Source organism: Methanomicrobium antiquum, assembly GCF_029633915.1.
Lineage (GTDB): Archaea > Halobacteriota > Methanomicrobia > Methanomicrobiales > Methanomicrobiaceae > Methanomicrobium > Methanomicrobium antiquum.
This window is the reverse complement of the sequence record NZ_CP091092.1, coordinates 890541-905450: the sequence shown is the minus strand read 5'-3', so window position 1 is coordinate 905450 and position 14910 is coordinate 890541. Positions and strand designations below refer to the sequence as shown.

Here is a 14910-nt window from a genome sequence, read left to right as displayed (position 1 = left end):
CCGATAAAAAATTAATTTATTCAAAAAACGTCCATGAAATTATATTTCATGCTAACTGTTTCATGTAAGTTACGAAGTATCTTTCATGTAAAAGCCCCATGATGAGCTTTTTTCATCACACAAAAAGTGATGAAAGTTTATCAGGGATTTTGACTTTCATACCAAATTCAGATTTATTCAGATTGGGGTACAATCTCCGGAAAGGACTTTTTCAACCATACCATTGTCTTTTTTGATTATCAAAGCGCCATGGTCGTCTATATCCATTGCCTCACCCTCAATTGTCTTTCTGGGTGTTGTAATTCTTACTCTTTTTTCAAGCGTCAGTGAAAGACTCTTCCATTCCCTTACAAGAGACTCATATTCACCTTCTTCAATAAGATTTAATCTCCTTTCAAATTCAAGTAAAACATTCGCAAGGAATTTGGCACGATTTATATCTTCTCCTGTTTCGACATTAAGTGAGGTTACCGGAGTTTTCATCCCATCCTGAAGATCATCAGGGCTTATATTTGCATCAATTCCCATTCCAAGAAGGCAATAGTGAATCTGGTCTGCCTCTGCTGATAATTCCAGAAGAATACCGGATATTTTTTTATCGCCAATGTATATGTCATTTGGCCACTTTATAAGAGCACCAATATTGTACATCTGCCTTATAGCTCTTGCAACAGCAATTGATCCTGCCATTGTCACAAAAAACAGCCTTTCAATCGGAACTTTTGGCTTTAGAATTATTGTAGCCCATATTCCTCCCTTTGGTGAAAACCATGCTCTTCCAAGACGGCCAACACCTCCGGTCTGTTCTTCGGCTATAATAATTGTACCGTTTAATGAGTCAGGTTCTTCTTTTCGGCACAAATCTTTTGCAATCCATGTTGTTGAAGGAGTTGTCTGAAAATGGAAAATATCCTGACCAATAAAATTGGTTTTTAAGTATTTTTTTATCTCATATGGAAGCAAAAGATCAGATGGAGCAATCAATTCATAACCCTCTGTTTTTGATGAATTTATCTGATAACCTTTATTTTTAAGCTCATTAATCTGTTTCCATACAGCAGATCTGGTAATATCAAGATCTCTGCTTATTTCTTCACCAGACACCGGACCTTTCCTTTTTTCAAGTATAGCAAGAATTTTTTCAGCAGTTTTATTCATTATAATTACCTTCTATTACTTTTTTGAAGCTGATAATTCAGAAGGCAGAGGACACGGATCTTTACCGCATACCTGCTTTAATATTGCAGACTGGTGTTCCATTAATGTTGCAAGATCAAATACTCCTGCGAAATCAACAACTCCGATTGCCCCTGTTGCTTCTCCGTTTTGATCTCTGATAGGGGCTACAATTACAGGAACCCCTTTGTATGGGCCATCCGGAGGACTGGTCTTTAAAAGGCTGTTTAGCTTTATAACTTCTTCTAATACAGGCCCTGAATAATCATCATTTACGACATGTCCGTTTTCAATCTGCACTCCCCTACAGTTTTTGGAACGGGCAGTGACAGGAAGCCTTATTATGCGGTGTATTGCCATTGCAACCGGCAAAAAATCAGAGGCATCTGAATCTGCAGATAATTTGTGTTCACTCATTTTATTCTCCTGTAAACATTTTACGTTTCTTGTCTGTCCTATAACTAAAATAAAATTTCTACATTGCCAGAACAGAATTTCCGGATGAAAGATTTGGAAGGCAGTTCATGAACTGAGGTTACAAGGTAATATCCGTCACCGTATTTTTTTGCTATCATAACTGCTTTTTCATCTTCAGTCTTTGCAATTACATCAAAATCAACATCTTTTGTTTTGAAATAACCGTCACATTCAACATTTGATGCATCGAAATCCTCTAAAAATCCGTGGAATTCACCGGCATTATCATCACTAACAGAAGCGCTGAAATATTCATGTACATATTCACATTTAAACGGAAGCCAGTTGTATGAATCTGAATCATTTGTCATAGCACCAAATGCTATTACCCGTCCTCCCTTTTTAACAAATTTTTCAATTCTGCCGGATGATGCGCGAAGAGCCGGAAGAATCGAGGAATACATACTGTTTCCAAACCCGGTCGGGATAACAAGTGCATTAAAATTTCCTCTGTAATACGGTGCGCCAAGCATCTGTGGTGTTACAGGCTCACAGCTTGTTCCACAGCCGGCTATATATTTGTTTATAAAACCTTCAGAATCCCAGGCAATCCCTGCTTTACATTTCATCCTTTTATCACTCCCAGAGGCTCAAGCCTTGCAACTTCCAATGATAATCCTGCTCTGTGCACCACATTTACCACTTCACTGCTTGATTTGTATGCGACCGGTGCTTCTTCTGCAATTACATTGTTGCTTGTGGCTTTAACATAAATGCCTCTTTTTTCAAGATCTTCTTTTATTTTAAGACCACTTAGATCTTTTTTGGCTTTTGATCTTGAATAAATTCTTCCTGAACCATGGCAGGTGCTGCCAAATGTTTTTTCCATTGCAGTCATTGTTCCTTTGAGAAGATAAGATGAAGTCCCCATGCTCCCCGGGATTAGCACCGGCTGGCCGATATTTGCAATATCAGACGGAATATCATGACAGTTGGGACCAAACGCACGTGTGGCACCTTTTCTGTGCACACATACTGTTTTCTTAATCCCGTCAACAACATGCTCTTCATATTTTGCAACATTATGGGAAACATCATATACAAGCTTTAGCTCTTCGTATTCCACCTTGTATATTTTAGTGAAAATCTCCCTTACCATATGAGTAATTAACTGTCTGTTTGCCCATGCATAATTGGCTGATGCGGCCATTGCCTCATAATATGCCCTTCCTTCAGGACTTTTAACAGGTGCACATGCAAGTTGTCCGTCAGGTATTTTAATCTTGTATTTTTTTGTTGCGGCTTCGATACTTTTCAGATGATCGGTGCATACCTGATGCCCAAGGCCTCTTGAACCACAGTGTATCATAATACAGACATCATCTTTTGAAACTCCAAACGCAGATGCCGCCTCCTCATCCATTATCTCTTTTACAGTCTGTATTTCAAGGAAATGGTTGCCTGATCCAAGTGTTCCGCATTGCGGCATACCACGTTGCCTGGCTTTTGTGCTTATGTGTTCTGTGCCAGCCTCTTTCATGCACCCGTTACTCTCACACCGGATCAAATCCTCTTTTGTTCCATATCCTTCACCGACAACCCATCCTGCGCCACCAAGCATTATCTCATCAAGTTCGCCGGAGCTGAATTTTTTTTCAGCTTTTGTTCCAACACCAGTTGGAACAGTATGAAACAGCTCTGTTATAAGCCGCTTTATCTTACCGATTTCAGATACATCCAAAGGAGTTTTTATCAATCTTACTCCGCAGTTTATGTCAAATCCTACTCCTCCGGGAGAGATTACTCCCTCATCCATATCAAAGGCCGCAACACCTCCTATCGGAAAACCATACCCCCAGTGAATGTCAGGCATAGCAAGGGAATTTTTAATAATTCCCGGAAGTGTGGCAACGTTTGCAAGCTGATTTAAAGCTCCTTCTTCAAGCGTTTCACAAAGCTTTTCTGATAAAAAAAATCTTCCGGGAACTCGCATATCAGGAACAAATCCCTTCTTAATCTCCCATTCAACCTCATTTATCATTTCAATTCCATCAATCATTTCCAAATACTTCCCAAATAGAATAATTCAGATTAAACATCAAATATTACGTCAACCTGATAATTGCCGCTTTTATTTATAATCTTTACACCTGAACGCGATATTCCCTTTATCTCAGCTCCGCCCAGGTGAATTTTTCTGTCAAACTCTTCTCCAAAAACCTCTGCATGGAGAGAAAAGTCATTTATGAATACCCGTACATCTGAAAAAACAAGACCATTGATCTCTGATAAAAAAAGAAGCTCTGACAAAAAATCCACAAGAAGGTTTTCATATGAATCTGACGTTAAATCAAATTCATTTTTTACAGCCGCTTTTGTAATCTCATCATTTTTTTTGGAGATTATACTTTTTTCTTTTCTATTCAGAGAATTTTCTTTTGTTTTTGATTCAAACATTATTGAAAACATAGCAGACGCTGTTTCTGAGAAAAGTTCTTCCATTGTTTTTCCTCTGCACCTGAACAGAAAATCTGCAGTATGCTCCATCTCTTCAAAGGACATTTTTTAATTTGTTATGATAGTTAAAATTCGTGACATATTTATCATCATTTATGTGTGGTGAAAAACGCTCATCATGCGTTTTTTACATGAAAGTTACTTCGTAACTTACATGAAACAGTTAGCATGAAATAATAATTTCATGATCGTTTTTTTCAAATCCCTGAGTTATCTTTTTTACTCTGCTTCTTTCTCACTTTGATTATTATCTAAATTAATTAAAAATTATAAAAAATATTTACCGGTTTTTTAAGGATGCAAAGTCTCTGCACATTATATGAGCATATATGAGTTAAAAAATACATATTCTGAATAATAGTCAATACATGTCAATAAAACATCTTATCAATGACATGACAATTACATGACATTCCTTTTTTTAGTATCTGCAACTATTACACAACTTTAAAAGCAAATCAGGATTTTTTTGTATATAATTATGAGACACTAATCAGATATAATCAGAGAATCTGGGAATCATATTGATATCAATTCTGTCAATAAAGCGCGCCTGATAAATTGAGACATAAAGAATGTAATCACCCACATAAATCTCCAGATCTGAGGGTTTTGGAGGTTTTACAAGCGTTGATAAAATAACAGGCCCCCCGCAGGATGTACATACCCTGAAATTATTTTTTTTCTCAAGAATATACTGACTTACTTCTTCAGAAATAGTTATCCCGGTGGATTTGGAATTTTCAAAAATATCAATATCCATTGATAAAGTTTAAGCAGGATATATAAAAATAGATTGTGATGTATAATTAAAATTTAATTTGAAGTAGTAACAACACGCGCGACCATATCGGCATATTGATCTTTTAGTTTGTAGCAGTTTTGATCGTTATCCTTCGATTTGATAACATGTAAAATGCCAATTTTAGAAGCTATAATGCCAACCATTGAGGCAACTGACTGATAACTGACATCAAATTTTTCCTTAAGCTTTGCATGCGTCTCTGCAATAGTCATAGACCTGGTTTTAACAAAAATATTCAGCAGCGTTCGGCGGATGCCATTTTTATCCCTGGATAGATAGTTACGGAGACGCTTTTCTATCTCATTTTTTAGATCAGCCGCTGATCTCATGAGGTTTAATATATACGGGACGTTATATATACCTTTTCCCTGATAAAAGACATTTTTTAAATTCAATTCCTGCAAAAACTGAAATATACTCTTTTTTTTAATTTTTGAAAATTTCATTTTTCATCAGTCATCCGGTATTTTTTACGGCTAAAAAATTGGTATTTTAATTTTATTATCATAACAATTAATCACTCGTGATACAAATTTTATAACATGGGTAAATTTACCTATGATATAACAAGATATGAGCCACGGCAGATGGTTGCACTCCCGGCCGGACTTCTTATCATATCCATAATATTTCTGGCGTTTAACACATTCGCAACAGGGATGCCAATAACGCCTGGTATTGATTTTTCCGGAGGAGTTGCAGTCACTCTTTTTACAAGTGATTCTCAGGAACATATATATGAATATTTCAGCGAATATCCGTTAAAGAGTGTTGGGGAAAGCATTAATGACGGATTCTATATTGTCTTCGAATCTCTTGGGGATTCTGAATTCAGATCGCTGACTGAGCATATATCAGACAGATATCCGGATGCAAAAGTGGATCAAATTGGTGAAACATTTGGAAAAACTCTTCAGACACAGGCAATCTGGGCAATTCTGATTGCATTTGCCTTAATGGGAATATTTGTCTTTGCGGCTTTTAGAAATTACGTGCCCAGTATTGCCATTGTTTTGGCGGCATTTTCAGATATGGTAATAACAGCGGCTTTCATGGATGTTTTCGGAGTCACATTATCACTTGGAACAACTGCGGCATTATTAATGCTCATCGGATATTCTGTTGACAGCAATATACTGCTTACTACAAGACTTCTGAAAAGACAGGGAAAACCGGATGAAAAATTAAAAGGAGCTTTTAAGACCGGATTTATTATGACCACCACAACAATGACTGCTGTAGCTGCGATGTTTATTGTATCAGCAATAGGTCAGATAGGGATAATCCGTGATATTTCAGCTGTTTTGTTAATTGGTCTCTTTGTTGATCTTATGAATACCTGGATGCTCAATGCAGGTCTTTTAAAATGGTATTTAAAAGAGACAAAAGGAGGAAAAAATGTCAGATGAAGACAGTACACTAAAGAAGATTTTTACTGACTGGCGCATTTTAATAATGGTCGGACTCATAATATTTTCAATATTAAGCATCTACGCACTTCCGCCCGCAGTTAATAAAGGAATTGAAGGAAATCTCCAGTTAGGTCTTGATCTTCAGGGAGGAAGCTGGATTCAGCTTTCATTCCAGTCAGAAGTAGTCAGATTTTCATCAGACAAATCAGCATATGACCTTTCAGAAGAACTATCAAAAAGAATAGATGCTGAAGTTATAGTTTTGAGTGATGATCAGCTTGAAATCAGAAAATATTATCCAGAAGATGAATTAAAAGAGATTTTTGCCGAATCCGGGGCAAAGATTGTTTCCTATCAGCAGGGTGTTTCAAAGGAAACCGCAGATGACATTAAACGCATTCTTGAAGACAAGGTCAATAATCTTGGAACCCAGGATGCAAAATTAAACATTATAAGCGGTTTGAATGATATTGCGACATATATCAGAATTGAACTTGCCGGAGCAGATATCAACAGTGCCCAGGATCTTGTAAGTTCTCAGGGTAAATTTGAGATCAGAATAGTAACCTCCGGAAATGAATCAGAGCATGTGCTCTTTGGCGATTCTGTAACAAGCGTTTCAAGGCCAAGCCAGAATCCTCCGGGAAGTCAGAACTGGGGAGTTGGATTTACCCTCGATGATACAGGAGCACAAGCCTTTAGAGACGCCGCAATAAAATACGGTGCAGTTGCCGATCCACAGAATCACTACCTTGTAATGCTTCTTGACGGAGAAGAGGTCTATTCAGCACCACTTTCACCTGATCTTGCAAGACAGCTCAGCACCGGAACAGTCCGTGATTTGAGCGCATCCACCGGTTCAGGCAAAGAAGCTTTGGAAGAAGCACAGATTCTTGAAATTCACCTTCGCGCAGGTGCCCTTCCCGTAGATGTTTCAATTGCAGGATCAGGTTCTGTAACAGCCGAACTTGGGGATTATTTCAAGATTGTCTGTATAGTAGCAGCGATTCTGGCATTAGTTGCAGTTGGAATCTCTGTATATTTCCGCTACAAAGAACCCTCAATTGTCCTTCCGATGATTCTTACAAATCTTGCAGAAATTATCATCCTTTTAGGTATAGCAAGATATATCCAACAGCTTGATTTTGCAAGTATTGCAGGTATTATTGCAGTTATAGGAACAGGTATTGATCAGCTTGTAATTGTAACAGACGAGGTTTTGCATGACGGAAAAGTGCCCTCTCCAAATGTATACATGAAAAGATTCAGGCGTGCACTTGTAATTATCACTCTGGCCGCAAGTACTGCAATTATTGCAATGCTTCCTTTAGCTCTCATGGATCTCTCAACTCTGAAAGGTTTTGCAATAATTACAATCTTAGGTGTTTTGGTTGGTGTATTAATCACTCGTCCGGCATACGGTAAGATGATAATGGCAATTTTATCCAAAAAGCCATCAAAGTAATACCTTTTGTCAGAGACAAAAAAACAAAATTATATATCTTTTTCTGACCTTTTCTCTGTAAAGAGGTGTGATACAATTATGTCAAAACCAGTGTTAATGGATTTTTATGCAGAATGGTGCGGACCATGCAAAATGCAGACTCCAATTCTTGAACAGTTAAAAAAAATGATGGGTGACTCTGTTGAGATTAAAAAGATAGATGTTGACAACAATATGGAACTTGCCGCAAAATATGGTATTCAGGTTGTTCCAACAATAATCATTGAAAAAGACGGGAAAGTCGAACACAGACTTGAGGGTGTAACTCCTGCGGATACACTGCAGGGTCTGATTGTGCCATTGCTTTAAAAAAGCATTAAATAAATATAAATTTACCCTGAAAATGTCCATGAAATTCTATTTCATGCAAACGTTTTTTTTAAGAAAAGGTAAAATTATGAATTTTTTGTTGATTAATTAGACATATTTTTATTCAGGCAAATAAAAAAATTTAATTTTAACAGACTTTGATTTTAAACAGGCTGTAATCTCAGATTGTGGGTTTATTTCTGTTTGCAAAATTATATAATACATTCAACAGGACAGACTTGTTAAAGTAAAAAATATATTTTTCTTTGAGGCATTTGAAAAATTAAAAATAGGTGTATAAATGAGAATTAAAGAGTTTGAAATTATTGGAAAGAGACTTTTTAATGAAGGTCTTGTTGGGGGAAATTTTGGAAATCTAAGTCTAAAAGACAAAGACGGCTTTTTTATAACTCAAAGTGGATCTTATCTTGATGAGCCAGGTGATTTGAAATTTGTCTCAATGGACAAAACTGTAGAATCCGGTGCATCAAGTGAATGGCGTGTTCACTATGAAACATATAAACTGACTGAAAAGGAAGCAATTGTTCATGCACATCCTGCATACTCCGTTGCCGCATCATTTTTTTATTCGGAGGTTATTCCTGAAGACAGCGAAGGAAAGATGCTTTGTCCCGTAATTCCTGTTGTTGCAGGAGAGCCGGGATCAGACATTCTGGCAAAGAATATCTCTGTTGCACTAAAAGATGCACCTGTTGTAATAGCTAAAGGACATGGTACATTTGCAACAGGAAAAGACCTAAAAGAAGCATATCTATTAACATCAATTGCAGAGCATGCGTGTAAAGTAATTTATTTGATGGGAGGCTTTGGCGGCTTAAGCCCCTGAATTTCCAGCCTTAACTCTCTGTTAAATGAAACAATCATATCGGCAATAACACCAAACATAAAGATCTGAAATCCAAGAATAATTAAAAGAACAGTAAATATTGACATCTCTGTATGGGAAATTCCCTGGAACCAGTCATATACAACATAGATTCCCATTAAAACTCCGGCAAGAGATACAAAAACACCGATAACTCCAAAGTAAAAAATCGGATTGCTGACTCTGGCAAGTCTCCATACAGCAGATATTATCTTTGCACCGTCTCTTACAGGATGAAGTTTTGTAGGAGTCCCGGGTCTTGGTTTATAGCTTATTGGAACAACTGCAATTTTCTGTCTGCCCCCTACAGCCTCAACTGAAATTTCGGTTTCTATCTCAAATCCATACTCTTTAAGGTTCATTTTTTTAAGAGACTCAAGATTAAATGCCCGATATCCGGATAAAATATCATGCAGGTACTGTCCATGTGCCACCTTGAAAAGATAATTTATAACTTCATTTCCAAAATGGTTGAAACGACTAAGTGCACCTGGTTCAAATGTATCAAGACGATTTCCAATTACATGATCATATCCTTCAAAAAGAGGAATAAGCATTTTTTCTGCATCTTCAGGAAGATAAGTACCATCTCCGTCAAGCATTAAAACATAAGGGCTTTTTATGTATTCTATCGCTTCTATTATTGCCCTGCCTTTACCCTTTCCTGTCTGAATTTTTACAATTGCACCTTCGGATTCAGCAATATTTACAGTATCATCACTGCTGTTTCCATCCATTACAAAAATATTATTATAACCGGTTTTTTTAAAGGATCTGACAAGTTCTCCTATTGTTGGCGCCTCGTTTAGTGTAGGGATGAAAATACAGACGTCATCCTTTTTGATATCCATTGCTACATTATATTAAAATCTACATTCATAAGTCCTTTCATGCAGACTGCAAAATCAGGAATCCGGGTACTGGGCATAGCTGAAAGTTTTACAAGAAGCGCAAAAAAATCCTTTTTTGCCGGAGTTGTAATGAGAAAAGACAAAATTATTGATGGAGTAGCATTTTCAACCGCAACTGTTGGAGGAATGGATGCTACAGATACTGTAATTGATATTTTCACTAAACTTTCAAGAAAAGATCTGCACTGCATAATGCTCTCCGGATGCATTGTTTCGTGGTTTAACATAATTGACATTGAAGAAATTCATAAAAAAACAGGTTTTCCTGTGATCTGTGCGACATATGAGAATTCAGAAGGAATTGAAACGAAAATAAATAAATATTTTCCAGGTGATTCAGACCGACTTTTAAAATACAAAAATACAGGTATAAGAGAAAAATTTCAGCTGAAAACCGGCTTTTATATATATCTGAGATGTTCAGGCATATCCTTTAAAGATGCAGGATGGCTGTGCAATGCCTTTACTCTCCAGGGAAGAATCCCGGAACCTCTAAGAGTTGCAGGACTATTAGCGCACGCATCATCGGATTTTACTATTGTTGAAGAGTAAATGTGTCAGTAGAAATTTTCTTCATATCAGGTTTTAGAAATATGTCAACCCGAACTGTGTCTCCGGGCTTTATCAAACGATCTGTTATATCAATTGCGGTTTTTTCACCCGGATACCACTCTGCATTTCTACATCCGCTTCCACCAATTGTTTTTACATAGTAATGCCTGGTTGAGATAAATTCATAGCCGTTTAAGGTATTAATGGCACAGCCAAGAAGAACATCGTTTGAATAGATTTCAGCAGTAAGCAAAGAATTGTTGTATTTTTCAAGTCCTACATTTCTAAGAGTAATTTTGCTCTCATAATTTGGAGCACAACTTGAAACTTTGGTTATCTTAAAAATAACCGGTACTTTTTCAGGAGGTGAATATAAGGACACATTGAAATTCATTACGTATAGAAGAACAATTAATGCCATAATTAGAGTAATCATAACATTTAGGATAGTAGATATTGTAGGAGAGACTGCATCTTCACCATTCTGCATTATTAATCAGTTTTCAAAATCAAAATAAATTCTTTTTGTTTTGTCATCAATATCTGATAGAATTCGCAGGTTTTTTTGAAATTATATTTTATTTTGTAAACTTTTTTTGAAGTTTTTTTCCCTCTCAAAAAATCTGATGAATTTTTTTGCAGACTTTTTTTTCATAGATTTTGATTATTGTAGTCTATAACATCATGTTCTGCCAAAGTCAGATTAACTCTACTGTATTATGCCATTTTGAATTAATCATGGCATATACCTCATGCATAATTATTTTAGAAATGTCTGCCAATTTGTATGAATGGCAGCTAAAGTAAAAGCCTCGCATATTCTTGTGAAAACCGAAAATGAAGCAAATGAAATTCTCTCCAAAATTAAAGCAGGAGATAAATTTGAAGAAGTTGCAAAGAAATTCTCCCAATGCCCTTCAGGTAGAAACGGAGGAGATCTTGGATGGTTTGGCAAAGGAATGATGGTTAAGGAGTTTGAAGACGCAAGTTTCAAGGGAAAAGAAGGCGATGTTGTAGGTCCGGTGAAGACCCAGTTTGGTTACCATATAATAAAAATTACAGGTACTAAATAATAAAATCAGATAAAAAACATTCATGAAATTTTTCATGTGAATCACAACGTGATTTTAATGTAAACCCACATAATGAGCGTATTTCATCATACAAAAATCAAATATTAGATCTTTTTAAAATTTTCACTCCAAATTTTAACTCCCATAGAAAAATAATTGCAAAATAATTTTTACATGAAACAATGATAAGATTTTAGCTTTTCAAAAAAACGGATTTTTAACTGGTTTATCATTTAAGATTTAATTTTTCCAGATTTTTTAACTTCTATTGAAAAACAAAGAAAAACGTCCTGACCGGGAATTGAACCCGGATCGAAAGCTCCGGAGGCTTTCAGGATATCCTTTACCCTATCAGGACAAAACCGCTCTAAAAAATTTTCCGGACTTACTTTTTATTTTCACATAAAAAGCATGTTTTATTCAAACTTTAAAAATTGCATCAGACATTTACTAAATTTAACTGTTCAATGAAATTTTCACACTATAACTTTAACTCTCAAACATTAAAATCTGCTTCATGTGTTTTTCGTTTCAGATTATCTGGAAGATGTTAAACTAAAATTTTTTGCTTTTTAATCATTCAGCACATGAGTGAAAAGGTTTTTTTAGTATTTTTTCTGGTTGTACAACGCCCAAATCCTGCATGCTCCTTCATGGCTGACCATGCAGGGCCCGACCGGATTTTGCGGTGTGCAGGCTTTTCCAAAGAGTTTACAGTCTGTAGGATCTGCAATGCCTCTTAAAACCTTATCACAGATGCAGGCGGAATTTTTCTCAACATGTTTTATTGTGACGCCAAACTTATCCAAAGCATCATATTTTTTAAACTCAGGTTTAAGCCTGAGGCCTGACTTTGGAATGACTGGAAATCCTCTCCACTCAACATCGCAGGGCTCAAATACCTGATAGAGCATCTCCATCGCTTTTTTGTTTCCTTCCTTTGAAACCGCACGCGGATATGCGTTTTCAACCTCTGCCCTTCCTTCCTTAACCTGTTTGACAAGCATGTAAAGCCCAAGAAGAATATCATCAGGTTCGAATCCTGCTACAACCTGCGGTACGGCAAACTTCTCATACATCTCATAGCCTGAAACAACACACACATGTCCGGGAAGCATAAATCCGTCAAGCGAGGCTTCACCCTGTTCCAGCAGAAACTTCATCGCCGGCGGAACAAACCGGTGCGAGCAGAGGATGCTGAAATTATCAGGCGGATTTGTAAGAAGTGTTGCGGCAACGGTAGGTGCAGTTGTCTCAAAACCTACAGATATGAAAACTACCTCTTTTTCAGTCTCTTTTGCAATATCGACAGCCTTGTGGACACCCTGAACAACTCTTACGTCCCCGCCACAGGAGTCAAGAGTGCCTTTGGTTCCCGGAACTCTCATCAAATCCCCATATGTTGCAATAATACAGTCTTTTCCGGCAAGTTCAAGTGCCGCATCAATCTCACCCTGAGGAGTTATGCAAACAGGGCATCCGGGACCCATAACAATTTTCAGACCTTTTGGAAGAACGCTTCTTAATCCTGATTTTGCAATCGCGGCTTCGTGAGTACCGCAGATATGCATGAAGGTATATTCCCTGTCAACAATCTCATCAAGTGCTTTTTTGATATCTTTTCCGCCTGACATTAGTATCTGTATGAATTATAGGACTTATCAGATTTATCTGTACTTAATTAAACCACAAAGAAATCTCAGTAAAAAAACAGAATAACCGGAAAAATGGTTATCAGCTTTTTATTACCAGATCTACAAAAATATTAAATTTTAATTCAAGTTCAGGATCAATTCCCCCATGAACAGCTAAAAAATATCCTTTTACACCCGTTAAACGGAATTTATTTATGATCAGATGAATGAATCTGGATAATTTTTCAGATGATAAGTAAATAAGCATTGTATTTATTGAATTAAATACAAAAGCCTTTTTTTCATTGTTTCCATCATTCAGAATTTCAGTCAGTATTATTCCAATATCAGTCAGATTTGCCGGGTTACTTATAAAATGACATCTCCCCGGGGATACATCCTCCGGGATTTTACCTATTGCAAAACGGGTAATTAAATCTATGAACACAATTTTTGACAGATCGATATCTTCAGCATCATATATTCTTACAAGATTTGAGTATGGCTGATTTGAAGTGATGATTATTGTTTCATAATTCAGTTTTAAAAGCTGTGATATTATGTTTATGTCATCATCTTTTAGATTTTCCGCATCTGAAAAGACCATAAAAATGTCTTTTTTATCTATTGAATCACCAAGATTAATCAAAAATTTCCACCTAATGTTCAAAATATTTCACATATTCGTCAGGGATTTCTTCATAACTTCCAATAATTGCCTGGTTTAATTCTCTTAGATTATGAATAATCTGTTCCATGTTTTTCATCTGAATGGAAATATTTAAGATCAAATCTTCTTTGTTAACTGAATCCTCCTTTATAGCCTGAATTATATTTGAAAGATTCAGTAATACCAGCTCAGTCGGATTTTTAAGCCTCATTGCCGCTTCGGAGATATACCTGACCATAGTCATCATCATCTCCTTTTCACTGGAAATATCCCTTCCAATGATAGAAACGCCTGTTACTAAGTTAAATTCATTATATATTGGAGAAAAGCTCAATAAAATTGTAAATTTTTTTCCGGATTTTGTTATTCTTTCAATTTCAAATTGTTTTAGTGACTTGCCGGATTTTACTTTCTCAATCTCAAGGGATATTGTATTAAGCCAGTTTTCAGGCACTATCATTGCGAGGTTTTTTCCTATAACTTCAGATTCTTTATATCCGTATATTGCTTCAGCAGAGGGATTCCAGCTTGTTATCTTTTGGTTTAAGTCCACTCCGACAATAGCATCATTTGAAGACTGTACAATATCATACAGTTTTTGCATTTCATGAGCGTTTTTAATCTGCTCAGTAATATCCCGTGCAATAATAATTGCATACCATTCCTCGTTTATCTCACCGGATGAGAGAGAAGCGCTCAATAATATTTCAGTTCTGTCTTTTTTGTATATAGCGCCTTTTAAATGAATTCGTGGATTCTCCTCTGACAATCCGGATAATATTTCAGAAACCTTTTTGCTCAGGTTCTCTTTTGTATCAAGAGTTGTAAAGGAATCAACTATGTCTGTAATTATTTTTCCAAGCACTTCTTCAGAGTCATAACCGGTCAGGAGTTCTGCAGATTTATTCCAGAGTGTGATTCTTTTTTCCTTATCAAAAAGAATTACAGCATCTGAAACTGTATTTACCATCATTATAAATTCTCTGTTGAACTCAACCAGAGAGTATCTTTTTTTCATATCATTTCTCCCAGATTACCTAATCT

The 14910-nt window shown here is 36.3% G+C and carries 18 protein-coding genes and 1 tRNA gene; 6 read left to right on the top strand and 13 right to left on the bottom strand.

Features of this window, described 5'->3' with window-relative positions:
* Nucleotides 1-177 precede the first annotated feature (177 nt).
* From L1994_RS04500 to L1994_RS04470, 7 genes are all read right to left on the bottom strand, one after another.
* On the bottom strand, nt 178-1158 hold the full coding sequence (locus L1994_RS04500) for a biotin--[acetyl-CoA-carboxylase] ligase (RefSeq protein ID WP_278100489.1): 981 nt from the start codon (nt 1156-1158) through the stop codon (nt 178-180).
* Nucleotides 1159-1173: 15 nt separating this feature from the next.
* Nucleotides 1174-1593, bottom strand: coding sequence for a DUF2111 domain-containing protein (locus L1994_RS04495; protein ID WP_278100488.1), 420 nt, complete (start codon nt 1591-1593; stop codon nt 1174-1176).
* Between the two features lie 44 nt (nt 1594-1637).
* A complete protein-coding gene (locus L1994_RS04490) occupies nt 1638-2222 on the bottom strand; it encodes a hypothetical protein (protein WP_278100487.1) in 585 nt (194 codons plus the stop codon).
* Nucleotides 2219-3652, bottom strand: a complete 1434-nt coding sequence (locus tag L1994_RS04485; protein ID WP_278100486.1) for an RtcB family protein — start codon at nt 3650-3652, stop codon at nt 2219-2221. Before L1994_RS04485 ends, L1994_RS04490 begins: the two co-directional genes overlap by 4 nt.
* Nucleotides 3653-3684: 32 nt before the next feature.
* Entirely contained in the window at nt 3685-4155 is a 471-nt protein-coding gene (locus L1994_RS04480; RefSeq protein WP_278100485.1) for an archease, read from the bottom strand.
* A 448-nt stretch (nt 4156-4603) separates the two neighbouring features.
* A complete protein-coding gene (locus tag L1994_RS04475) occupies nt 4604-4873 on the bottom strand; it encodes a hypothetical protein (RefSeq protein WP_278100484.1) in 270 nt (89 codons plus the stop codon).
* A gap of 53 nt (nt 4874-4926) precedes the next feature.
* Nucleotides 4927-5244 (bottom strand): DUF2551 domain-containing protein, encoded by a 318-nt coding sequence (locus L1994_RS04470; protein WP_278100483.1) that lies wholly within the window; start codon nt 5242-5244, stop codon nt 4927-4929.
* Nucleotides 5245-5457: 213 nt separating this feature from the next.
* Between L1994_RS04470 and L1994_RS04465 the strand changes: the two genes are divergently transcribed.
* The 4 genes from L1994_RS04465 (at nt 5458) to L1994_RS04450 (ending at nt 8987) form a co-directional block, all read left to right on the top strand.
* Nucleotides 5458-6324 (top strand): protein translocase subunit SecF, encoded by an 867-nt coding sequence (locus L1994_RS04465; protein WP_278100482.1) that lies wholly within the window; start codon nt 5458-5460, stop codon nt 6322-6324.
* On the top strand, nt 6314-7792 hold the full coding sequence (locus L1994_RS04460) for a preprotein translocase subunit SecD (protein ID WP_278100481.1): 1479 nt from the start codon (nt 6314-6316) through the stop codon (nt 7790-7792). The genes L1994_RS04465 and L1994_RS04460 overlap by 11 nt, the downstream gene beginning before the upstream one ends.
* Before the next feature lie 78 nt (nt 7793-7870).
* Nucleotides 7871-8140, top strand: coding sequence for a thioredoxin (gene trxA, locus L1994_RS04455; RefSeq protein WP_278100480.1), 270 nt, complete (start codon nt 7871-7873; stop codon nt 8138-8140).
* Nucleotides 8141-8441: 301 nt separating this feature from the next.
* On the top strand, nt 8442-8987 hold the full coding sequence (locus tag L1994_RS04450) for an aldolase (protein WP_278100479.1): 546 nt from the start codon (nt 8442-8444) through the stop codon (nt 8985-8987).
* On the opposite strand, the gene aglJ is transcribed toward L1994_RS04450, so the two are convergent.
* Complete coding sequence (gene aglJ, locus L1994_RS04445; protein WP_278100478.1) at nt 8951-9877, bottom strand: S-layer glycoprotein N-glycosyltransferase AglJ; 927 nt, start codon at nt 9875-9877, stop codon at nt 8951-8953. The genes L1994_RS04450 and aglJ overlap by 37 nt on opposite strands.
* Before the next feature lie 39 nt (nt 9878-9916).
* Between aglJ and L1994_RS04440 the strand changes: the two genes are divergently transcribed.
* Nucleotides 9917-10489, top strand: coding sequence for an endonuclease dU (locus tag L1994_RS04440; protein WP_278100477.1), 573 nt, complete (start codon nt 9917-9919; stop codon nt 10487-10489).
* On the opposite strand, the gene L1994_RS04435 is transcribed toward L1994_RS04440, so the two are convergent.
* Nucleotides 10473-10979 carry a hypothetical protein gene (locus L1994_RS04435; RefSeq protein WP_278100476.1) on the bottom strand — a complete coding sequence of 169 codons (507 nt, stop codon included), beginning with the start codon at nt 10977-10979 and terminating at the stop codon, nt 10473-10475. The two genes, L1994_RS04440 and L1994_RS04435, sit on opposite strands and share 17 nt — an antisense overlap.
* 301 nt (nt 10980-11280) lie before the next feature.
* On the opposite strand from L1994_RS04435, the gene L1994_RS04430 reads away from it, so the two are divergent.
* Nucleotides 11281-11562, top strand: a complete 282-nt coding sequence (locus L1994_RS04430) for a peptidylprolyl isomerase (protein WP_278100475.1) — start codon at nt 11281-11283, stop codon at nt 11560-11562.
* 286 nt (nt 11563-11848) lie between these two features.
* Here the strand turns inward: L1994_RS04430 and L1994_RS04425 are convergent.
* The 4 genes from L1994_RS04425 to L1994_RS04410 all read right to left on the bottom strand — a co-directional run bounded on the left by L1994_RS04425 (nt 11849) and on the right by L1994_RS04410 (nt 14884).
* Nucleotides 11849-11920, bottom strand: a tRNA-Arg gene (locus L1994_RS04425).
* Nucleotides 11921-12167: 247 nt separating this feature from the next.
* Complete coding sequence (gene hypD, locus L1994_RS04420) at nt 12168-13196, bottom strand: hydrogenase formation protein HypD (RefSeq protein ID WP_278100474.1); 1029 nt, start codon at nt 13194-13196, stop codon at nt 12168-12170.
* Between the two features lie 100 nt (nt 13197-13296).
* The gene (locus L1994_RS04415) at nt 13297-13845 is read right to left on the bottom strand and encodes a hypothetical protein (protein WP_278100473.1); all 549 of its coding nucleotides are present in this window, start codon (nt 13843-13845) and stop codon (nt 13297-13299) included.
* Between the two features lie 10 nt (nt 13846-13855).
* Nucleotides 13856-14884: a PAS domain-containing protein gene (locus L1994_RS04410; RefSeq protein ID WP_278100472.1), complete on the bottom strand. Its 1029-nt coding sequence runs from the start codon at nt 14882-14884 to the stop codon at nt 13856-13858.
* Nucleotides 14885-14910: the final 26 nt, after the last annotated feature.